A 22,281-nucleotide genomic window follows, 5' to 3' on the forward strand; every position below is an offset into this window, starting at 1 on the left:
TTTCTCATGGTTGAAACTATTACAATTTTCGTCCTTGCCATCTTCGTAGGTTATTACGTTGTTTGGGGTGTTACACCAGCTTTGCACACGCCACTTATGGCGGTAACCAACGCATTGTCATCGATTATTGTTGTTGGTGCGATGTTGCAAACTGTAGGTCTGCCAGTTTTAGGTGTGGATGCTAACGTTGCATTTCAAAGTGTGAATGTGGTGAGTGTACTGGGTGCCATTGCGGTATTTTTAGCAAGCATTAATATTTTCGGCGGCTTTGCAGTAACTGCACGCATGTTGGAAATGTTCAAGCCTAAGCAAAAGAAATAAGAGGGCTTTGACATGGAATTTATTCAAGCAAATGCAAACTGGTTATACCTTGTAGGCGCAATCCTCTTTATCTTGACGCTTCGTGGCTTGTCTGGTCCTAAAACAGCAATTCAAGGTAACCGTTACGGTATGATCGCGATGGCGATTGCAGTTGTGACAACTTTCTTTGTTGCCAACAACCCAGTGATCTGGATGATTGGTGGTGCAATGGTGCTTGGTGCGATTGTGGGTATTGCACGTGCACGTACTGTACCCATGACTCAAATGCCTGAAACTGTTGCTCTTATGCACTCATTGGTGGGTTTGGCTGCGGTTTTGATTGCAGTTGCAGCAATTTTGCATAACAACCAGCTTACAGCATTGTTTGCTCAAAATGAGGCAGCATTAACAGCGGCTGGCGTGCAACATGCACACATGAGTAAGGTTCACCTATTTGAATTGTTTGTTGGTTGTTTCGTTGGTGCGATTACCTTTACAGCATCTGTGTTTGCTTACGGTAAATTGGCTGCGAAAAAATGGGCTAAAACAATCTCTGGTGCATGGGTTAAACCTGTTCAAGCACTTATCTTTGTTGCGATGTTGGCTTGTGGTTTCTACTTCTTCACAACTGGCAACATGACTGCTTTCTGGGCAATGACCGCACTTGCACTTGCATTTGGCTGGGTATGGATTGCACCGGTAGGTGGTGGTGATATGCCTGTGGTGGTATCGCTTCTTAACTCGTTCTCTGGTTGGGCAGCAGCAGGTATTGGTTTTACCCTTGAAAACAACATGTTGATCGTTGCGGGTTCACTTGTAGGTTCATCTGGTGCGATTCTGTCATACATCATGTGTAAAGCAATGAACCGTTCAATCATCAACGTATTGTTTGGTGGTGCAATGGGTGGTGCGGCAGTTTCTACAGCTGCTAAAGGTGAACAGGTTCAGCGTAACTACCGTTCAGGTTCTGCTGATGATGCTGGCTTCTTAATGTCAAATGCAGACAGCGTTGTGATTGTACCGGGTTATGGTATGGCGCAAGGTCGTGCACAAAATGCTGTAAAAGAGTTATGCGAAATTCTAAAAGAGCAAGGTGTTCGCGTCCGTTTCGCAATTCACCCGGTTGCAGGTCGTATGCCTGGTCACATGAACGTATTGCTTGCTGAAGCAGACGTAGCATATGAAGACATCTTGGAAATGGATGAGATTAACTCAGACTTCCCAGCAACTGACGTAGTACTTGTTATTGGTGCAAACGACGTTGTGAACCCTGCTGCAAAAGATGACCCAGGTTCACCAATTTATGGTATGCCGATTCTTGAAGCACATAAAGCACGTACAATCATGGTGATTAAGCGTTCTATGGCGACAGGTTATGCTGGACTTGATAATGACTTGTTCTATAACGAAAAAACAATGATGATCTTTGGTGATGCTAAGAAAGTTGTTGAAGATATGACGAAAGCAATTAATGGTACAGGCCACTAAGTTGCTTTGATATAAAAAAACCACCTTCGGGTGGTTTTTTATTTTTTGAGGGTTAGAGGAACTTTTCCACTAGAGTCATAGATTGCTGATAGAGATCGCGTGCTAATTGCTGGTTTTTGGCATGAGAGGATTTCCAGTCAGGCATATGCGCACTGACATATTCACCATTGCGGTTTTGCCATGTGTCACCAGTCGCCATTTCTGTAATGAGTTTTGCAGGAACCGATGTTGGAACTAAACCTACTTTCATGGCTGCATAAACGGGTTTTGGTAAATCACGATAAATATCGGAAGCAACACCACCAGGGTGTAATGCATTATTGGTAATTGAATTGTCTGCTAGTTGTTCAGCTAATGCATTGCTGAACAGTAAGTTTGCAAGCTTGGATTGTCCATAATAGAACAGGGGATTGTAAAAACCTTCCGCACGAAATTTATTAGGCTTAATTGAACCAACCCAGTGTGCAATAGACGCTAGATGAATAATACGTGCTTGAGGAGACTGCTTTAAAACGGGGAGTAGTTTTTGAGTTAATAAAAAGTGACCTAAATAGTTAACGCCAAATTGCTGTTCAAACCCATCTACCGTGAGTTGCTTTGTTTTTGAAAATAGACCGGCATTATTAATAAGTACATCAAGGCTGCCATATTTATCTGCAATTTCTTCGGCAGCTTTTTGAGTTAATTCAAGGCTGTTTAAATCAAGAGAAACGACATCGACTTGTCCTTGGTCGAGTGAGCGTAGTTTGTTTTGTGCCTCTTGTGCTTTTTGAGGATTTCGGCATGCCAAAATGACATGTTGTCCTTGTTTTACAAGTTGTTCTGCTGTGGCAAAACCAATACCTGTGTTGGCGCCTGTAATGAGTATCTTCACTTTTTAGTGCTCCGGTTATGCTATTTATTGATGAGACTATAAGAATTGGTATAGTGCTGGAATTCTGACAATTTGTCATGTCAATTTTAAATAAGAGTGATGACTTGCTTGTTAGTGTTATTAAAGTTTTGTTGAGTTAACAGCTTTTCATAGGAAGTGAGGGTAAAGGTGGCTGTTTAAATAATAAAAGTTTGAGTAAGTATATAAACAAAAAGCGGCTCAAAAGAGCCGCTTTTTTTAAAAGCAAAATTTTATGCGACCGACTCTGGAGCAGTACGCCATAAGCTTTCTAAATCATAGAATTTGCGGGCAGTTGGTAGCATCACATGTACTACAACAAAGCCAAGATCGATTAAGATCCATTCGGCATCTCGTTCGCCTTCAACGCCAATCGGGCGGAAACCAGCTTTTCGAGCTTCTTCTGCAACATTGTCAGCAAGTGCTTTGACGTGACGAGTAGAAGTACCACTCGCGATGACAATAGCATCAGCAACATTGCTAATAGAACTAACATCTAACTGTAGAATATCTTTTGCTTTTACATCAACTAAAGCGTCATGGACGACTTTAAGACAAGCTTGTACGTCTTTATTTGAGGTGTTCATTGCGAAATCGTGAGAATTAGACACGCTGGGCGATGGTTCTAAATTCATATAGGGTATATTTTCCTGACAATTACTCACTATCTAATATAGTGGTTTTCACTCAGAATTTCAAACAAAACTAGTAACAGTTTATATATTTACATCATCGGAAAAATATTTCTTTTTCCATGTAAATGACTGATTTGAGCCATTTTTAGGTTTATATTCTGCCGCAATATAGCCCTCATAAGCACTTTGCTTAATCCATGAAAAAATTTGCTCATACGGTATTTGAGCTGTATCGGGTTCATGGCGTCCCGGACAATCTGCAAACTGAATATGGCCAATCTGGTGAATATTTTCTTGTAACCCTTCAAGTACATCTTCACCCATCATTGCCATATGGTAACAGTCATATTGCATTTTTAAGGCAGGGTGATTGACTGCTTCTAGCATTTCTTGGGCTTGGGCAATGTTCTGTACCAAAAAGCGTGGCATATCTGTGCCATTAATCATTTCAAATACAGGTTCAATATCGTGTTCTGTCAGTAAATCACAGGCTAATTTTAAGTTGCTTGCAAGTGTCTTAAGGCAAGGGAGTAAGTCAGAGTCTTGAGGTTGCTTACCTGCCAAAATATTAACACGAGGTACTTTTAATGCTGTGGCATAGCGAATCGCTAACTGTAATGCCTCACGAAATGCAGCCTCTTGACCCGGTATACCTGCTAAGCCATTTCCACCTTGCATAAGGTCACCAGCAGGAACGTTAATTAAACATAAATTTAGGTTGTAACGTTCAAGTTGGTCTTGAATATCAGAAATGGCAAGCTCGTATGGGAATTGAATTTCTACATGTTCAAAGCCCTCTGCATGGGCTAATGCAAAGCGTTCAATTAAAGGAACTTCGGTAAAAATCATGGATAAGTTAACGGCAAGACGACCCATACACAAACTCCGTTTATTATTGCTCTACTACTTGAATCATAGTAGCTAAATCTTTCTCAGCAAAGCCATTTTTTTGGTGAGTTTGTAGCTGTAATAGAGCTTTTTGTGCAACGGGGATGTCTAAATTAACATTGTTAGCCAATGTTACTGCGTTGTTAAGGTCTTTCGATAATGTTTGAACTTTCCACTGAACAGGTTCGAAAGTATGAGTCGCCATACGTGGTGCCAGTATTTGAAAAGGTTTTGAGTCGGCAAATCCGCCAGCTAGGGCAGGAGCGAGTAAAGTGGTATCTACGCCCGCCCGATCTGCCAGTGCAACTGCTTCGGCAATCAGGGCGCTGTTTGCTGCCACAATGAGTTGATTGCAAATTTTAGTTGCTTGTCCTGTGCCTGTATCTCCCATTCTTGTGACACGTTGGGAAAGAACATTATAAACAGGACTTAAAGCTTCAATAGTTTGAGCATCGCCACCTGCAAAAATGACTAGCGTGCCTTGTTCTGCCCCAGCTGTACCTCCTGAAACAGGGGAGTCAATCCATATCACATCTTGTGAAGCAGCAGCCTGAGCAAGTGCTTTTGTCGCAGCAACAGAGAGACTTGAGAAGTCGACAATGACCTGACCCGCTTTTAAGTTTGTTTGAATTTGATCAAATACTGCTTGCACAGCTTTATCGTCGGCTAAGCAAGTCAAAATGAGAGGGTACTGTCCGATGTTGGAAAGATCGAGTGCATGCGCGCCAATATCAATAAGTTCTTCACAAGCAGATGCTGTTCGATTCCATACTGCGACCTGAAAGCCGGCTTGTATAAGACGGCTTGCCATACGGCTTCCCATAAGTCCTATGCCTAAAAAAGCAATAGGAGTATTACGATCAAAATTCATAATAAAGCTCTTATCTATATTGGCGTGGTAAAAATTTAACTTCCGGATGTTTGTCTTTTTTACGAGCAAGTTTGCTATTTTTACCAAGTAATAATTTAAGTTGCCAGATTTTTTCTAAGCGTAATGATTTTTCTGGTTGATGTTCCATTGCATCTAGTACACGTTTTGCAGCAGTCAATGCATCAGGTGAGCGCTGCAACATTTCTGAAGCGATCGCATTTGCTTTTTCTAATGGATTCTCACTTAAGTGAGTCACAAGTCCAATATCTTTTGCATAATTTCCGTCAAAAACACGGGCAGTTAAAGTCAGCTCTTTTGCAAGGTCAACTCCAATCAAGCCTTTGAGCGAACGGGTAAGACCCATATCTGGTACTAAGCCCCAGCGGCTTTCCATAATCGACATTTTAATGTCTGGGTGGGCAATGCGGATATCGGCAGCTAGTGCAAGTTGCATACCTGCCCCAAAACAATAACCTTCAAGAGCGGCAATAACAGGGACGGGCAAATTTTGCCAAATAAGAAAGGCTTTTTGGAAAAGGCTTTGCCCTGGTTTAACAAGTTCCCAAATAGCAAATGCAGAGTTCTTAGGATTGTTTAAGTCAGATAAATCAATACCAGCACTAAACACTTGTGCTTCACCCGTCAAAATTACACAGCGGATATCTCGGTCTTTTTGTATAGCTTTAGCCGTTGTTACGAGTTCTTTGAGTAGAGCAAAACTCATAGCGTTACGTTTATCAGGACGGTTTAGATAAACTGTTGCAATGCCATTATTTTTTTCAATACGTAAAAGTGCCATGAAATTCCCGCTTATTTTTTTATCGATAAGCGGAGCATAGCATGGCTGGAAATTGGAAACATGACAGGTCAGTCATGCCTATTTAACAACTATTATTTAATCTGGTATGACTAAAATTTGATGAGCTGCACTCTCAACTTCTTTAATGACGAGACCTAATTCATCGAAACGTCTCATGACTTCTTCAATGAAGCCATCGTCAGCTCTACGGCGTTCTTTGCGTAGCGTAGAAATAAATTGTTCAAAGTCACCCGTCACTTGTTGAAGTTTTGGTGTGCCTACATAGCGTGTTGCGCCATAGAGACGGTGTAGTACATGCTCAAGCTGAGGAAAGTCTTCAAGCTCAATGAGTTGTTGCATTTCTTCTAGCTCGGTTGGGAAGCTATCTACCAACATTTTGAGAAGATCTTGAGCTAAATCTTCTTTGTTTGCTGCCAGTTGTAAACTTTGCTGCCAATTTAAAATTTCTGGATCTAACGCTTCTGCAACCACATGATGATCTTTAGCTAGATTTTGCGCAGTGAAGTTGTTTTTCGTCCATTGCGTTAAAATTTGAATGATCTGCTCCATTTGAATTGGTTTGGTGACATAGTCATTCATACCAACTTTAAGAAGCTTTTGCTTTTCATCTGCAAGCGCGTGGGCTGTTAGAGCAATAATTGGAAGTTGCATTTCCCCATCTAAAGTGGATTCTAAAGATCGGATCGCACGTGTGGTATCAATGCCCGACATAACCGGCATTTGAATGTCCATAAATACCAAATCAAATGGTTTAAGCTTCTGATCAATTCTTTCTTGAATAATATTCAGCGCTTCTTGTCCACTTAAAGCCTTAGTGGTTTTGACATTTAACTCACCTAATAATGCTTCTAAAACAATTAAGTTAGGTAAATGGTCATCGACCGCCAAAATATGTAAACCCTGTCCATTAAAGTCTTGTTGTTCCTCTTCAAAGATAGGTTGGTCACTTAATAATTGAATGAGGCCACTGCGGCTTAATGGTTGATAAAGTGGGCGAGCGCGATATTCGGTGAGCATGTTTGGCTCAAGCGTCATTTGATAGCCGTAAACTGCTAAGTTACCTTGATAGCGGCTACGAATTTCTTTGAGTAGAGCTTCAGTATCACCACTATGATCAACAATGAGCCATGTATTGTCTTTTTGGTCGAGATGTTTTAAGCGGCTAAACAAGTCCAGAATCGATTGAGTTTCGATATGTGGTACTTGATAATTTTCAAGATAGTAGCGCAAAACACTGGCTGTTGCAGGGTGAGCTAAATAAGACACCACTTGTAAATGTTCGAAGTGAGGATGTTCAATCTCATGTTCTTCATCTACAGCAAACTGTGCAGTAAACCAGAATGTTGAACCTTTTTCTGTTGGAGCACGTTCTTGGTTATCTTCAAAGCCAATTTGGCCATGCATGAGATGAACCAATTGTTTAGAAATTGCCAGACCTAAGCCTGTACCACCAAATTGGCGGGTAACAGATGCATCGCCTTGCGAAAACGACTCAAATAATTTTTTACGGTCTGTACCACTTAAACCAATACCACTGTCCTGAACACTAAAATGAAGCAAGCACTGACCGATGTCATCATGTTCCATACGTACACGAACAATAATTTCACCGTCTGGCGTGAACTTGATGGCATTGGAAATCAAATTGGTCAAAATTTGCTTAAAGCGTAAAGCATCACCAATCACTTGTTGAGGAATGTTGTCTGCATAATAAAAAGCCATGGCAATATGCTTTTGTGCAGCCAAAGGTGACAACATATCCATGACATCAAATACAGCTTCTTCTAAGTCAAAAGGTGCTGTTTCAAGTTCCAGTTTACCTGCATCAATTTTTGAGAAATCTAATACATCATTAATTAATGCTAATAAATGGGCGGAGGACTTGCGAATAGTTTGTAAATAAAGGTTCTGTTCGTTACTTAAATTTTGTTGGCGAAGTAATAAATGAATAAAGCCATCAATACTATTAAGCGGTGTACGAAGTTCATGACTGATATTGGCAAGGAAAACCGATTTTGCCTGATTAGATGAAATGGCTTGGTCGCGTGCTTGACGGTAAGTAATGTTTTGAACTTCTAAAGTATCTAAAGTTCTGCGTAAGTCTTCTTCTGTTTGCTCGGTATGTTCTTTTAACTCTAAAAAACTAAAATGTAAGCGTTTCACCACGTTTGCGATATCGCGCTGGAGTAATCTTAACTCACCGGAACTGTTAATCACGATGTGTTGGTCTAAAGTGTCTGCATTGAGACGCTGTAATTGCATACGTATTTCATACATGGGTGCAATCCAGCGGCGAGAATAAAAGTTAAGACAGAGCAAAAGTAATAATAAAGTCATCAGACCGGTAATGACCAAAGCAATCAAAATGCGATAACGCGCTAATTCAAGTGGTTGATTATCCATTTCAATCAAGAGCCAGACAGGAGGCTTTCCTGCGGTATCAATGATACGGACTCCATAAATATTATTATGGTTATAAGAGATCGGACCAAAAAAGTTATTGTTTTGTGTGAAGTTAGGCCAGTAACGATTATCTCGATAACCGATACTTAAATAAGTCTGACCATTACTATCAATTAAAGCAGCACGCTTTAGATTTTTCTCGCTAAACATACTTTGCATAATATGTTGAGCATGATCATATTCGTCTGGTTGTAGTTCTACTAATGTGTAGAGATCTTTAGCAATTTGATTGTAGCGTGCCAAAATCGCTGAGGCATGATGCAATTGTTGTTGCTTTGCAGAACGTGATGTTTCAGTTAAAACCAGAAAAGCCCCAACACACGTTAAAATCATAATGGGCACAAAAATAAGAGCAATTAATTGCCCATATGCATGATTCAGACGTAAGCGTTTCGATAAGGTTTTATTGAAATTAGACATAGCTACATCAGATTGATCTCTCTGTAGGGCATATTATCACGCTTTATTTTAAAACAGACGGCATTTTATAACTGACTGGGCTTTAATCACTTTCATTAAAAAGCATAGTGAAATGGATGCAGTACCGATCATTTTTTCATACAATAGTGCCACCCCGATTTAGGTGTTGATCATGAGTAATACACAACCTGATTTTTTAGCCGACGAATTTTTGTTAGATCACTATGTAGGTAAAACACCTCTGGTCCGTTTGCAGCGCTTGGCTTGTCATACGCAGGCAACGGTTTTAGCAAAATTGGAAGGTAATAATCCAGCAGGTTCTGTAAAAGATCGTCCTGCATATAACATGATTATGCAGGCTGAAAAGCGTGGTCAAATTAAACCAGGTGATACATTAGTTGAAGCTACCAGTGGTAATACCGGTATTGCTTTAGCTATGGTTGCGGCGATGCGCGGCTATAAAATGAAACTGATTATGCCTGGGAATTCAAGTCAGGAGCGTAAGGACGCCATGCGTGCTTATGGCGCAGAATTGATTGAAGCACCGAATATGGAAGCTGCACGAGATATGGCTTTGCAAATGCAAGCTGAAGGTCTAGGTTTGGTCCTCAATCAGTTTGGCAATCCAGATAATGTCGAAGCTCATTACCTTACGACTGGCCCTGAAATTTGGAAACAAACAGGTGGAAAGATTACCCACTTTGTAAGTTCAATGGGTACAACCGGTACCATTATGGGTGTTTCTAAGTATTTAAAAGAACAAAATCCAGATATTCAAATTATTGGTTTACAACCTTCTGAAGGTTCAAATATTGCCGGTATTCGCCGTTGGCCACAAGAATATTTACCTACGATTTTCGAACCAAAGCGTGTTGATCAAATTATGGATATTCCGCAAATTGAAGCGGAAAAAACGGCTCGCCGTTTAGCACGTGAAGAAGGAATTAGTGCAGGTACATCTTCTGGGGGGGCGGTATGGGCTTCAGTAAAAATTGCAGAAGAAAATCCGGATGCTGTGATTGTTTGCATTATCTGTGACCGTGGTGATCGCTACTTGTCTACAGGCCTGTTTTCAGTACAGGACTGATGACTCATAATTGAGAGAAAAAATGCGTTTTCCTACTTTAGTTTTTGATATTGAAACTTTAACTGATTTAAAAGCGGGAGCGCATTTATATCATCTTGATTTGCCAGAGGCAGATGTTGAACAGGCACTCACAAAAATCCGTCGCCAAGAATCCGGCATGGATTTTCAGCGTTTGCCTTTACATGAAATCGTTTGTATTTCTGGTTTGTGGATTGATGAATCAGGTTTCAGATTATTTTCTTTTAGTCGGGAACACTATTCGGAAGCTGAAATTTTACAGAAGTTTCTATCCATTTTTGATAAGCGTCATCCAACTTTAGTGAGCTGGAATGGTTCGCAATTTGATTTGCCCGTCATTTTATTCCGTGCCATGTATCATGGTCTTTCGGCACCCGGGTTATTTGATCAAGGCGAGCTTGATAGTCAGAAGCGTTTTAATAATTACCAAAACCGTTATCACCACCGTCATATTGATTTAATGGATGTTATGGCAATGTTTAATGGCCGTAATTTTCAGAAACTCGATGATGTAGCCTGTATTTTAGGTTTACCAGGTAAACGTGGTGAGTCGGGTTATCATGTGCCTGAATACGTACGTACAGAACAATGGTTAAAGTTAACCAGTTATTGTGAAGGTGATGTGCTCAATACATGGTTTATTTATTTGCGTTGGCTATTGCTCAAAGGCCAAATGAATATAGATGAGCATAACCACTGGATTAGTTCGAGTATTGAGTATTTACAGACTATGCCTCAGCAAGCCGATTTTCTTGAGGTGTGGCAACGTACTTCGAAGCATACCGAATTTACGTCCCACTATTTTAATCCTTTAAATTTTTAGGTTCATTCTTTGAAACAGCAAGCCAAATCTCGTAAACCTCAACAACCCGAATATATTTTTCAGGTTGAAACTCTTTCTCATGAGGGGCGGGGAATTGCGCATTATGGTTCTCATCCAGACCATCCGGCAGATAAGCATGGTAAAAAAGTGTTTATTCGTTATGCGTTGCCTGGAGAAACAGTAAAAGCCCAAATTACGCATGAGGCTAAGCGACTTGAAGAAGCTGAAATGGTAGCGCTTTTAGCAGAACCTTCAGCAAATCGTGTAGAGGCAGTTTGTCCTCATTATGGTATTTGCGGTGGGTGTAGCATGCAGCACATCCACCCTGATGAGCAGATCTGTTTAAAGCAAAATGTCCTTCAGTCACACTTGCAACACTTTGCTGGTATTCAGCCTGAACAATGGTTAGAACCAATTCGTTCTTTGCAAAGTGATTATCGCCGTCGTGCTCGAATAGGTGTGCGCTATTTGCCAAAACAGGACCGTTTGATTCTAGGTTTTCGTGAGCATCATAGTAATCGTTTAACATCTATCCATACTTGTAGCGTTTTGGATAAAAAGTTATCAGATAGTCTGCCGGAATTGCGTAATTTACTCCAAAGTCTAAAAGGCAAAGCGCATATTGGTCATGTAGAATTAGCAAAAGGTGATTATGAAACATCTTTATTAGTTCGTCATATCGAAAAACTAAACAATGCTGATGTCAACCAATTAAGACAATTTGCGTTACACAAAGGCTGGCAGTTGTATTTGCAACCTAAAGGACCCGAAAGTCTTCGTCGTATTGATGAAGAACAAGGAGCTATGCGATTACATTATGCTTTAAATGCATTTGATGTAAATTTTGCTTTTTCGCCATTGGATTTTACGCAGGTCAATGCCACAGTAAATGAACAAATGGTGCAATTGGCATGTGAATTGCTTCAATTGCAACAGGGTGAAAGAGTACTAGATCTGTTTTGTGGGTTAGGTAATTTTTCGCTTCCACTTGCACGATGTGTTGGTGCAAAGGGTCAGGTTGTAGGTGTGGAAGCAAGTGAAGAAATGGTGCAGCGGGCAACAGATAATGCAAAGCGTAATAATCTGGTGCAGGCAAGCTTCTTTTCACAAGATTTAACAAAAGATTTTTCGCATCATTCTTGGGCAAATCAAGGATTTGATGCATTATTGATTGATCCTCCTCGTGCTGGTGCATATGAAATTATGCAGTATGTACCGAACTTTGGAGCAAAAAGAATCGTTTATGTATCATGTAATCCAGCAACATTAGCAAGGGATGCAGGTGTTTTGGTTCAACATGGTTACCAGTTAAAAAAAGCAGCGGTTATGGACATGTTTACGCACACAGAACATGTTGAATCGATTGCTTTATTTGAGAAAATTCAAGAGATAAACGATTAAAAACATGAGTTACATATCCAGGAGAATGGTATGGTCACAGTACGTGAACAGTTACCTGAACAACTAACTGAGTTGTCAGAGGAAACGACTGTAGAGCATGCCGCCGAAACACAAGTCGGTTTAGCCTCATGGTTGGATCGGGTTCGTGAAATATTAGATGGGGCAGAGCTTAAACAACTCGAAGAGGTTGCGCATTTAACCCTACAAAAAGAGTTAGATTCAACGGTTAATCATCGTTCCAATACATTTGCTACTGGTGTTGGAATGGCTGATATTCTGGCGCATTTACATGTAGATGAAGATACTTTATCTGCTGCAATGCTTTATCGTAGTGTTCGTGAGGACATTACTGATATAGAAGAAGTAAAGCGAAAGTTTGGTGAGCAAGTTTATAACCTTGTCAAAGGTACTTTGGCAATGGGTAAGCTTTCAGAGCTTATTGAAAAAAATAAACGACTAGAAGACCATTTTAATAACAACCAACGGGAACATTTAAGCGGCATTTATAAAATGCTGATTTCAGTGACCGAAGATGTTCGTGTCGTTTTAATTAAGTTAGCTGAACGTACTTACTCTTTACGTGAGTTGGCAAACTCATCTCGTGAACGTCAAGAGCGTGTGGCACGTGAAATTTTAACTATTTATTCGCCATTAGCGCATCGCCTTGGTATTGCACAGCTGAAGTGGGAACTTGAAGACTTAGCGTTTCGTTATTTGGCGCCAGACCGTTATAAAGAGATTGCTTCATTACTCAATGAAAAACGTCTTGAGCGTGAACATTATATCCAGTTCGTGATAGACCGTTTAAAAAGTGAATTGGCGGCGCATGGTATTGAAGCTGAAATTACAGGTCGAGCAAAACACATTTATTCGATTTATCGAAAGATGAAAAGCAAAAACCTAAGTTTCGATCAGCTTTATGATATTCGTGCTTTACGTGTATTGGTGAATAGCGTACCTGAGTGTTATCACTCATTAGGTATTGTTCATCAGATTTGGCGTCATATCCCACATCAGTTCGATGACTATATTACTAACCCGAAAGCCAATGGTTATCGCTCATTACATACTGCTGTTATTGCTGAGAATAAATCCTTAGAGGTACAAATCCGTACTCATGAGATGCATGACGAAGCAGAGTTAGGGGTATGTTCGCACTTTAACTATAAAGAAGGTTCAAAGAATACCGACCACTCTTTTAACCATCGTTTGCATTCGCTTCGTGCTGTTTTGGAACATTACCAAGAACGTAATGAAACAACAGTACATCAAAATGAAGATGAGACGGAAGGTTTTGATCAGCTTCAAGACTTTGAAGGTTTTGAAAAGATTTATGTCTTTAGTCGTGATGGTGATATTAAAGAACTACCACGTGGCTCAACAGTTTTAGACTTTGCTTATCATGTGCATACAGAGGTAGGAAACAAGTGTTATGCAGCACGTGTTAACCAGCGCTATGTACCATTAACCTATACGTTAAAAACAGGTGAGCAGGTTGAGATTTTAACCAAGAAGGATCGTGAGCCTAACCGTGACTGGTTGGTGAACTCTTTAGGTTATATCAAGACAGCTCGTGCCCGTGACAAATTACGTCATTGGTTCAGACAGCAAGACCGTAGTAAGAACCTTGAAGTTGGCCGTGAGTTACTAAACAAAGAATTGTCTCGATTGGCGATTCACCCTAAGAGTATCGATCTCAACGATTACTCGTCACATTTTAATGTGAAAACAGGGGATGATATTTTGGTTAGTCTGGTCAGCGGCGATATTAGTTTGCATGCTCTGATTAATCAGATTAATCGTCAAATGCATCTGGATCAGGATGAACCTGAACTGGTACTTAAACCAACATTAAACCCACGTGCTAGTCATACTCTGTCTGCGCATGGCATCTTAATTGATGGTTTAGACAATGTTGAGCTACATATTGCGCAGTGTTGCCAACCAGTTCATGGTGAATCAATTGCCGGTTATATCACGTTGAACCGTGGGGTAAGTATTCATAAAGTCTTATGTTCTGATTATCAACGTATGATCAAGCAAGAGCCAGAACGTGCTGTTGAAGCCGATTGGGAAATGCAGCCAACTCGTGGTCAAAGTGTTCAAATTGTAGTTGAGGCTTATGATCGTCGTGGCTTACTCAAAGACTTAACTCAAGTGATTTTTTCTGACCAGATTAATATCCGTCAGGTGAACACAATTTCTGAGGCAGATGGTATTGCTAATATGAAGTTGCTCATTGAGGTGAAAGGCTTGGCTCAGCTTTCACGTTTGTTAGCTCGTTTAGAGCAACAACCGGGGATTATTAGCGCACGACGCATGATTCAAGGTGTTTAACTAAATTGAGAAAAAGGCCGTCAATTGACGGCCTTTTTTATAAGCTACTTTCTTGATAGATAAATATTCGTTAAACGATTTAAAAACTGGGGGCTTATTGTTGAGAGTTGATAAAGCAATTTGGTTTTTATACCAACTGGAGTGTGAGTAGGTGTCCAGAAATGAGCTTTTTTCTCTACAAGTGAAAGCACCTGTTGAGCAATATCATTAGGCGTTAAATCGACTCCCATGTTTTGAATAGAACCTGCATCCATATTGTTGACCATTGCGGTTTGTACAAATAAAGGCATCACATCTAAAACACGAATACCGTATTTTTTCCATTCCACATCTAAACCTTCGGTAATTCCTCTCACTGCAAATTTACTGGCCGAATAAGAAATGAGGTCAGCTTGCCCGTAAATTGCAGAAGCTGAAGAGAGATTAATGACTCGTGCAAAAGAAGCTTGTTTTAAATAAGGGAGTGCAGCATGGCAACCATTGATTACGCCGTTTACATTAATATTGATTGTTCTTTGGTGTGACTTGATATCGATATTTTCAAAGGCTCCGGAATATAAAATCCCTGCATTATTCACCAAAATATTAAGCTCGCCAGCCCAGTCGGTAAATTCTTTTAATATATGTTGCCACTGGCTGTAGTCACTGACATCTAGATACCCTGCGCATGCATTCGGTCCTAATTCCTGCGCTAAATTTTGAGCAAGCGACTCCTCTGTACACGACAAATTTCACAGAACCCTTATCCTATCAGGATTCTGCTTTCTTAAAATTGCCAAAATTTCCTTAAACTCTTCTTTTTTCCCAAAACCAATTAAACGCTGAATCGCCATTTGAACATAGTCTAAACCATAGCGAAATAAACTCATTGAGAGTCGTCCATGCTTCTTTATTTTTATCGCTTTTTTTTGATTATGTTGCCATTCACCCGTTAAGTAACACCAACAGAAGCTTATAGCTAACACCGCAATCAATTTTTTCACTCGTCTAGGGTCTGTCAAGCGCGTATTTTCAAGATTAAACCCGCGTCCTTTGAGACAACTGAATAAGGTTTCAATTTCCCAGCGTAATGCATAATCCTGAATAGCATTGGCATTAAACTGAGGAGAAACGACGAGTAAAAGCTCTCCATTTTCTAACTGTAGTGCACTTATATATAGTTTCACCCGACCAACCAAAATCCGTCGTTTACGACATTCAATTTGACCAACTTTAAGATGGCGAAATAAATCACTAATTTTATGATTCTTTCCTAAATGATTGGTGACAATGAAGTTTTTTTAACACGAATGCAGAAGTTGATGTCTTGTTCAATTAACCATGTAAACCACTGCTCACCGATAAACTCTCTGTCTGCGAACACATTCACAATACGGTCTTTACCAAAAATGGCTATAAAGCGTTGAATCAAAGCAATACGCTCTTTCGTATCTGAATTTCCACGTTTATTAAGCAATGTCCAAAGGATAGGTATCGCTATTCCACGATAAACGATTGCGAGCATCAGGATATTAATATTTCGTTTTCCCCATTTCCAATTGGTTCTATCTAAAGTCAGTTGCACTTGGTCGAATGAAAACATATTGAAAATCAACTGAGAAATTTGACGATAATCAAAATACTGACCTGCAAAGAAGCGCTGCATACGTCGATAAAATGATTGTGGTAAACACTTGATGGGCAAGGCTTTAGATGCAGAAGAAAGATTACATGTTTGCTTTAAAATAATCACAAGCATGATGAGCGCAAAGCACTTTAAATGTGACTTGTTCCATTTTAGAGATTTGTTTAAGATAAGATATAACTCATTGAGATGTGTCATAGTATTCGTCGTTAGAAAACAATTATTGTGACATTATTTCAATGAGTTATCTATTTTTGTCGTGTACAGAGTTATTTTCTATTGATCTGGTGTTTAAAATGAATAAATATTTTACTTGCTATGTGGTTGCTTCTCTTTTTCTTTCTGGTTGTACGGTTCAGCATAATTTAATAAATGAAACCCCGAGTCAGATTGTTCAAGGACATAATCAGGTGATTCATCAATACTTTGATGAAAAAACACCTCAGGTGTGCTGGTTATTCAAACAGATAAAAAAATTAATCTATATGGTAATGCTCTAAGCCGCGCAAATACAGAATATGTGCCAGCCTCTACATTTAAAATGTTGAATGCCCTGATCGGATTGGAGAACCAGAAAACGGATATTAATGAAATATTTAAATGGAAGGGCGAGAAAAGGTCATTTACCGCTTGGGAAAAAGACATGACACTAGGAGAAGCCATGAAGCTTTCTGCAGTCCCAGTCTATCAGGAACTTGCGCGACGTATCGGTCTTGATCTCATGCAAAAAGAAGTAAAACGTATTGGTTTCGGTAATGCTGAAATTGGACAGCAGGTTGATAATTTCTGGTTGGTAGGACCATTAAAGGTTACGCCTATTCAAGAGGTAGAGTTTGTTTCCCAATTAGCACATACACAGCTTCCATTTAGTGAAAAAGTGCAGGCTAATGTAAAAAATATGCTTCTTTTAGAAGAGAGTAATGGCTACAAAATTTTTGGAAAGACTGGTTGGGCAATGGATATAAAACCACAAGTGGGCTGGTTGACCGGCTGGGTTGAGCAGCCAGATGGAAAAATTGTCGCTTTTGCATTAAATATGGAAATGCGGTCAGAAATGCCGGCATCTATACGTAATGAATTATTGATGAAATCATTAAAACAGCTGAATATTATTTAAGAGCTTGACAGAAACTCTAATTTTATAAAAAGCCCATTTGAGATAAATGGGCCTTTTATAATCTGACTAATAATGAAACCTGTTAATTTTTCTAGTTTAAAATTTTACAGTGCTTTTAGTTGTTGTGATCCAATCCAGTGTTTAGAGAACTGATAGGCGGCACGTCCTGACCGTTGACCACGTGCCTGACACCAGCGTAGGGCTTCAGCATGGGCTTCGTCATTCATTGGCATATCTGTTTTAGCAAGATAGTGTTCTACAATGGTTAAATACAGGTTTTGATCCATTGGATAGAATGAAAGCCACATTCCAAAACGATCCGAGAGTGAAATTTTTTCCTCAATGGCTTCTTGTGGATGCAACTCGGTATATTGCGGTACATCTACACGAGTCACTGGCGTGTTCTCATGCATAAATTCTGGTAACAGATGTCGACGGTTGCTGGTTGCATAAATAATAAAATTACTTGAACCTGACTGTAATGAGCCATCAAGTACACTTTTTAAGCTGCGATAGTTTTCATCTTCAGCATTAAAGGCCAGATCATCGCAGTAGACAATGAACTTTTCCGGACGCTTCTGGATGAGCTTCTGGATTTCAGGAAGATCGGACAGATCATCACGTTCAATTTCAATTAAACGTAATCCTTGATCTTTATACTCGGTTAAAAGGGCACGGACAATTGAAGATTTTCCTGTGCCGCGTGAACCAGTAAGGAGAACATCATTGGCTGGCAGATTCTGCAAAAATTGTCGTGTATTTTGAAGCGACTCATTAATGTCATAAATGCCGACTTTATAACCCCGCTGATAAAATACCCGTGCAATTTCTGCTCCAATACCTTGAGCTGCGCCACTAATCAGAATGCTATGTTTCATCTTTTTTTCTCTTTATCGTTACAATATGACGAATGATTTGCCGCTTTAATTTTGATCATAGCAAATTAAGATTTTAAAGTTACTGACCAATTTTTTGAACTTGAGGGTTACATGGATAAATTGCTTAAAATTATGCAAGAGCTACGTGAAAAATGTCCGTGGGACCAAGAGCAAACTCCAATGTCACTGACTAAATATGCGATTGAAGAGGCATATGAAGTCGAGGCTGCCATTCGTCAAGGTGACATTAATGAAATTCGGAATGAATTGGGTGATCTGTTATTACAAGTGGTATTTCAATCGCAAATGTTTAGCGAGCAGGGGGCGTTCAATTTTCAAGATGTGGTTGAGGCAATTAGCGAAAAATTAGTACGACGCCATCCGCACGTTTTTCAAGCAGACCAATTTAACAACTTAACACCAGAACAAGTAAGTGAGTTATGGGAACAAATTAAACAACAAGAAAAGCAAGGAAAACCACAATCAAGATTAGATGAAATTAAACATGGACCAGCACTATCTCAGGCGCAGGAAATTCAAAAAAATGTTGCAAAAGTTGGGTTTGATTTTGAAACGGTAGAAGATGCTTATACAAAATTAGAAGAAGAATTAGATGAGTTTAAACAGGCACTTAAAAATCAAAATAGTAATGAAATTCAAGATGAATTTGGAGACTGCCTGTTTTCATTAGTCAATGTAGGACGTAAACTTGGCATTTCAAGTGAAAGTTCACTTTTATCAACCATACATAAATTTAGAAGTCGTTTTGCTTTTATTGAAGAGCAAGCCATAAAACAGCAAAGAACATTGGAAGACATGACCTTGTCCGAAATGGATGAATTGTGGAATCAGGCAAAACGACAATTAAAATCAGGGGAAAAACCACATGCAATACAGCATGAGATTTTGGAAAAATAAGTATTTTGTTTTAATAATTTTGTGCTTGGGAGTAATTTCACCTTCGGTTTACGCTCAATCTTTTGATCAAAACTTTCAAGAATGGAAGGCTAAACAGCAGATGTATGACCAAAAGTTAAACATCACTAAGTCTTCTCATTCTAATGGTTCTAAAATTTCTCAAACTAAAAATTTTAATGACTCTACAGGGCAAATTCATTTGAATCAGGCGAATGTAAATGAGTTTCAGCAATTAAAAGGTGTAGGTGAGAAAAAGGCTCAAGCGATTGTAGAATACAGACAAAAGAACGGTAGCTTTAAAAATATTGACGAAATTAAAAACGTTAAAGGAATTGGACCAGCTATTTTTGAAAAAAATAAATCGCGTTTAGCCTTATAAAAGTTCTATTCGTCAATTATCATTTCCTGCGCAATCTAAGAGAATCAAATTGCCCTTTGTGTGTGTTAGAGCTATGATTAGCGACAACTTGTTATTTACGTCCTGACGTAGGAGACAGCGTCTTTTGCAAACCTTGCGAGCGTCAAAATGTGGTTTGTCCACAGCCCAACTTCCTTCTTCGATTTTAGATGTGATCGATAGTCTGACTAAAGCAGGCTATGAAGCTTATATTGTTGGGGGTGGTGTCCGTGATTTAATGCTAGGACTCAATCCTAAAGATTTCGATGCAGTCACCAATGCAACACCTTCTCAAATTAAAGAAGTTTTTGGTCGTCGATGCCGAATTGTTGGCCGTCGATTTGAATTGGCACATGTCTATTCAGGACGTGAGCTAATCGAAGTTGCCACTTTCCGTGCGCCTCCTAAAAAAGCGGTGACCAGTGCTTCGGGCATGATTTTACGTGACAACAACTGGGGAACCATCGAACAGGACTTTGCTCGACGCGATTTTTCTATCAATACACTGTACTATCAGCCGCGTAAGGGTATTGTGCTCGATTTCTGTAAAGCAATTGATGATGTCAAAAGTAAGACTTTACGTTTATTGGGCGATCCTGTGCAACGTTTTGAAGAAGATCCGGTGCGTATGCTCCGGACATTACGTTTTGCAGCTAAGCTCAACTTTAAAATTGATTCGGCAATTCTCGACATTTTTGATGTTGAGATGACGCAATTACTTCGGGATGTTTCACCACACCGTTTATACGATGAGTCTCAAAAGCTTTTCACAATGGGGCATTTGGCACGCGTGTTACCAATGTTGATTGACTTTGGTGTGTGGAAACAGCTTTTTGCAGATATTCGTCCGGATCTCACTCCATTTATTCAACGTGCAGCAAAAAATACTGATCAACGTATTCAGGTGGGTAAAACGATTAATCCAGCATTTTTCTATGCGGTTTTATTGTGGCAGCCATTTTTAGAGCGTTGTGATTTTTATTTATCAAAAGGCGTTGTTCCGGCCGAAGCACGTGCTCAAGCAGGTTTGGATGTTTTAAAACGTCAAGCAACACGCACAGTTATTCCTCGTTTTGCCGAAACTTTTATTCGTGAAGTTTGGGAAATGCAAACCCGTTTGCTTAATCCAAAACCACAGCAAATTGAAGCATTGGCAAGCCATGCTCGTTTCCGCGCTGGGTTTGACTTCTTATTACTTCGTGAAAAGTCAGGTGATGACACAACACAGGGAATGGGAAGCTGGTGGGAAGCTTACCAAGAAATGTCAAACGACGAAAAAGAAGCTGCGATTAGCCAATATAATCGTCAGAAGGCGAAAAGTCGTCGTAAGGTTGCTGCTGAGCCTGTTGAAAGCAATAAAGTTGATACGGAAATTGAGCCTTTGGTTGATGTTCCAGAGTCTCGAAGCCGTCGTGGTAAAAAAGAACGTGCACGACAAGAGCAGTCTATTGACCGTTTTATTGAAAAATCTTCCGCAGCACAAACGAATGTGATGAGTGATCATCCAATTTTAAAGCGCAAGCGGGTACAACGTGATTTGAGCCAAGTTATTTTTGGGCCGACACAATGACAGTAACCACATATATTGGCTTAGGAAGTAACCTAGGTGACTCACGCCAGATTCTGTCTGAAGCGATAGCCAAACTTAAATCTCTTGGTGAAGTGAAAGTATCTAAACTTTACCAAAGTCCCCCTATGGGTCCCCAAGATCAGCCGAATTATCTAAATGCAGTCGCTCAGCTAAAAACCGAGTTACTTCCGCTTGACTTACTTGACCAGTTACAGCGTTTTGAGCAGGAAGCTGGGCGGGTAAGACTCCGTCATTGGGGGGAGCGAACTTTAGATCTTGATCTACTGATTTATGGCAATGAAAAAATACAAAATGAGCGCTTAACGGTGCCGCATGTAGGAATATTACAACGAGATTTTGTTGTGATTCCTTTATTAGATTTAGATGCTGATCTACATATTAATGATCAGCCACTTAAAAATTTAGAACTCATACAACAGCCAACGCTGACTGTACTTGCTGATGAGTCTTGGGCTTAAAGCCGGACTTATTACGTTCTGCAAACTCCTGTAGAGGATACCATCATGATTAGTCTAAGTGACTTAAGAAAATTTAAAGCCGAAGGACGTAAGTTCTCTTGCCTAACTTGTTACGATGCAAGTATGGCAAAAGCAATGGAACTTGCTGAAATTGATACGATCTTAATTGGTGATTCTCTTGGAATGGCAATTCAGGGGCGTGACTCAACTTTACCTGTAACTGTTGAAGACATGGCCTATCATACAGCGGCAGTCCGTCGCGGTAATCAGCATGCTTTAATTATGACTGACTTACCATTTATGAGTTATGCCACTTTAAACGATGCTTTGCAGAATGCGAAAACAGTTATGCAAGCTGGTGCCCAAATGATCAAAATCGAAGGTGGTGCATGGCTAAGTGAAACTGTCCAAGTGTTAACACGTAATGGTGTGCCTGTATGTGTACATTTAGGTTTAACTCCTCAGTCTGTACATGTATTTGGTGGCTACAAGTTACAAGCTAGAACGCGTGAAGCAGCCGATCAGCTTATTGCCGATTGTACGGCGGTGGTTGAAGCGGGCGCGGCAGTTTTATTACTCGAATGCGTTCCGGCACAATTAGGTCAAGAAATTGCTGAATTGTTCCCAAATACTCCTGTGATCGGTATTGGGGCAGGTAATGCGACTGATGGTCAGGTATTGGTTGTACAAGACATGTTAGGTCTAACGTTTGGTCGAGTTGCGCGTTTTGTACGTAACTTTATGAAAGAACAATCTGGTGAAACAGCGATTTTAGATGCTTTTAAAGCTTTTCATGCTGCTGTACAAGATCAGTCGTTCCCAGCTAAAGAACACACTTTCCAAGTTGAGCTGTAA

19 protein-coding genes and 2 pseudogenes are annotated in these 22,281 nt (G+C 39.9%); 12 read left to right on the forward strand and 9 right to left on the reverse strand.

Annotated features, from left to right (window positions below; all coding sequences use genetic code 11):
* Window positions 1-6: 6 nt before the first annotated feature.
* Together EG365_RS11140 and EG365_RS11145 are read left to right on the forward strand one after the other, a co-directional pair.
* Window positions 7-321, forward strand: coding sequence for a proton-translocating transhydrogenase family protein (locus EG365_RS11140; protein ID WP_000230434.1), 315 nt, complete (start codon window positions 7-9; stop codon window positions 319-321).
* 12 nt (window positions 322-333) lie between these two features.
* Entirely contained in the window at window positions 334-1,788 is a 1,455-nt protein-coding gene (locus tag EG365_RS11145) for an NAD(P)(+) transhydrogenase (Re/Si-specific) subunit beta (protein WP_000394402.1), read from the forward strand.
* Between the two features lie 52 nt (window positions 1,789-1,840).
* Here the strand turns inward: EG365_RS11145 and EG365_RS11150 are convergent, their stop codons facing one another.
* The 6 genes from EG365_RS11150 to EG365_RS11175 all read right to left on the reverse strand — a co-directional run bounded on the left by EG365_RS11150 (window position 1,841) and on the right by EG365_RS11175 (window position 8,777).
* Window positions 1,841-2,662, reverse strand: coding sequence for an SDR family NAD(P)-dependent oxidoreductase (locus tag EG365_RS11150; RefSeq protein WP_000697821.1), 822 nt, complete (start codon window positions 2,660-2,662; stop codon window positions 1,841-1,843).
* Between the two features lie 251 nt (window positions 2,663-2,913).
* Window positions 2,914-3,315: a ribosome silencing factor gene (gene rsfS / locus EG365_RS11155; RefSeq protein ID WP_001047580.1), complete on the reverse strand. Its 402-nt coding sequence runs from the start codon at window positions 3,313-3,315 to the stop codon at window positions 2,914-2,916.
* Window positions 3,316-3,396: 81 nt separating this feature from the next.
* The gene (locus tag EG365_RS11160) at window positions 3,397-4,191 is read right to left on the reverse strand and encodes a hydroxypyruvate isomerase family protein (protein WP_000532984.1); all 795 of its coding nucleotides are present in this window, start codon (window positions 4,189-4,191) and stop codon (window positions 3,397-3,399) included.
* 16 nt (window positions 4,192-4,207) lie between these two features.
* On the reverse strand, window positions 4,208-5,074 hold the full coding sequence (locus EG365_RS11165) for an NAD(P)-dependent oxidoreductase (RefSeq protein ID WP_001008365.1): 867 nt from the start codon (window positions 5,072-5,074) through the stop codon (window positions 4,208-4,210).
* Window positions 5,075-5,084: 10 nt separating this feature from the next.
* Window positions 5,085-5,873 carry a crotonase/enoyl-CoA hydratase family protein gene (locus EG365_RS11170; RefSeq protein WP_001196725.1) on the reverse strand — a complete coding sequence of 263 codons (789 nt, stop codon included), beginning with the start codon at window positions 5,871-5,873 and terminating at the stop codon, window positions 5,085-5,087.
* A 96-nt stretch (window positions 5,874-5,969) separates the two neighbouring features.
* On the reverse strand, window positions 5,970-8,777 hold the full coding sequence (locus tag EG365_RS11175) for an ATP-binding protein (protein WP_000064534.1): 2,808 nt from the start codon (window positions 8,775-8,777) through the stop codon (window positions 5,970-5,972).
* Window positions 8,778-8,949: 172 nt separating this feature from the next.
* Between EG365_RS11175 and cysM the strand changes: the two genes are divergently transcribed.
* The 4 genes from cysM to EG365_RS11195 are packed head-to-tail and all read left to right on the forward strand — an operon-like array spanning window position 8,950 to window position 14,443.
* Window positions 8,950-9,864 carry a cysteine synthase CysM gene (gene cysM / locus EG365_RS11180; protein ID WP_000072604.1) on the forward strand — a complete coding sequence of 305 codons (915 nt, stop codon included), beginning with the start codon at window positions 8,950-8,952 and terminating at the stop codon, window positions 9,862-9,864.
* A 22-nt stretch (window positions 9,865-9,886) separates the two neighbouring features.
* Window positions 9,887-10,705 carry a 3'-5' exonuclease gene (locus tag EG365_RS11185; protein ID WP_001212164.1) on the forward strand — a complete coding sequence of 273 codons (819 nt, stop codon included), beginning with the start codon at window positions 9,887-9,889 and terminating at the stop codon, window positions 10,703-10,705.
* Between the two features lie 9 nt (window positions 10,706-10,714).
* The gene (gene rlmD, locus EG365_RS11190; RefSeq protein ID WP_000813062.1) at window positions 10,715-12,106 is read left to right on the forward strand and encodes a 23S rRNA (uracil(1939)-C(5))-methyltransferase RlmD; all 1,392 of its coding nucleotides are present in this window, start codon (window positions 10,715-10,717) and stop codon (window positions 12,104-12,106) included.
* Between the two features lie 30 nt (window positions 12,107-12,136).
* Window positions 12,137-14,443: a RelA/SpoT family protein gene (locus EG365_RS11195; protein WP_000259109.1), complete on the forward strand. Its 2,307-nt coding sequence runs from the start codon at window positions 12,137-12,139 to the stop codon at window positions 14,441-14,443.
* Between the two features lie 44 nt (window positions 14,444-14,487).
* Here EG365_RS11195 and EG365_RS11200 read toward each other — a convergent pair.
* Together EG365_RS11200 and EG365_RS11205 are read right to left on the reverse strand one after the other, a co-directional pair.
* Window positions 14,488-15,156, reverse strand: a pseudogene (locus EG365_RS11200) (SDR family oxidoreductase); the annotation flags it as partial.
* A gap of 18 nt (window positions 15,157-15,174) precedes the next feature.
* Window positions 15,175-16,265 (reverse strand): IS4-like element ISAba1 family transposase gene (locus EG365_RS11205; RefSeq protein WP_085940648.1). Its coding sequence is split into 2 segments (ribosomal slippage): window positions 15,175-15,725 and window positions 15,725-16,265, totalling 1,092 coding nucleotides; the frame shifts between segments, so codons are not numbered across the junction.
* 98 nt (window positions 16,266-16,363) lie between these two features.
* On the opposite strand from EG365_RS11205, the pseudogene blaOXA reads away from it, so the two are divergent.
* Window positions 16,364-17,184 (forward strand): annotated as a pseudogene (gene blaOXA / locus EG365_RS11210) (OXA-23 family carbapenem-hydrolyzing class D beta-lactamase).
* A 104-nt stretch (window positions 17,185-17,288) separates the two neighbouring features.
* On the opposite strand, the gene EG365_RS11215 reads toward blaOXA, so the two are convergent.
* Entirely contained in the window at window positions 17,289-18,062 is a 774-nt protein-coding gene (locus EG365_RS11215; RefSeq protein ID WP_000682845.1) for an ATP-binding protein, read from the reverse strand.
* Window positions 18,063-18,173: 111 nt separating this feature from the next.
* Between EG365_RS11215 and mazG the strand changes: the two genes are divergently transcribed.
* The 5 genes from mazG (at window position 18,174) to panB (ending at window position 22,281) form a co-directional block, all read left to right on the forward strand.
* Window positions 18,174-18,980, forward strand: coding sequence for a nucleoside triphosphate pyrophosphohydrolase (mazG, locus tag EG365_RS11220; protein ID WP_000359483.1), 807 nt, complete (start codon window positions 18,174-18,176; stop codon window positions 18,978-18,980).
* Window positions 18,949-19,359 (forward strand): ComEA family DNA-binding protein, encoded by a 411-nt coding sequence (locus tag EG365_RS11225; protein WP_002017231.1) that lies wholly within the window; start codon window positions 18,949-18,951, stop codon window positions 19,357-19,359. Before mazG ends, EG365_RS11225 begins: the two co-directional genes overlap by 32 nt.
* A gap of 124 nt (window positions 19,360-19,483) precedes the next feature.
* Entirely contained in the window at window positions 19,484-20,947 is a 1,464-nt protein-coding gene (pcnB, locus tag EG365_RS11230; RefSeq protein WP_001194207.1) for a polynucleotide adenylyltransferase PcnB, read from the forward strand.
* Complete coding sequence (gene folK / locus EG365_RS11235) at window positions 20,944-21,426, forward strand: 2-amino-4-hydroxy-6-hydroxymethyldihydropteridine diphosphokinase (RefSeq protein ID WP_000219213.1); 483 nt, start codon at window positions 20,944-20,946, stop codon at window positions 21,424-21,426. Before pcnB ends, folK begins: the two co-directional genes overlap by 4 nt.
* A gap of 45 nt (window positions 21,427-21,471) precedes the next feature.
* Entirely contained in the window at window positions 21,472-22,281 is an 810-nt protein-coding gene (gene panB, locus EG365_RS11240) for a 3-methyl-2-oxobutanoate hydroxymethyltransferase (protein ID WP_000624763.1), read from the forward strand.

The sequence above is a fragment of the Acinetobacter sp. FDAARGOS_494 genome (assembly GCF_003812225.1).
GTDB classification, from domain to species: Bacteria; Pseudomonadota; Gammaproteobacteria; order Pseudomonadales; family Moraxellaceae; genus Acinetobacter; species Acinetobacter baumannii.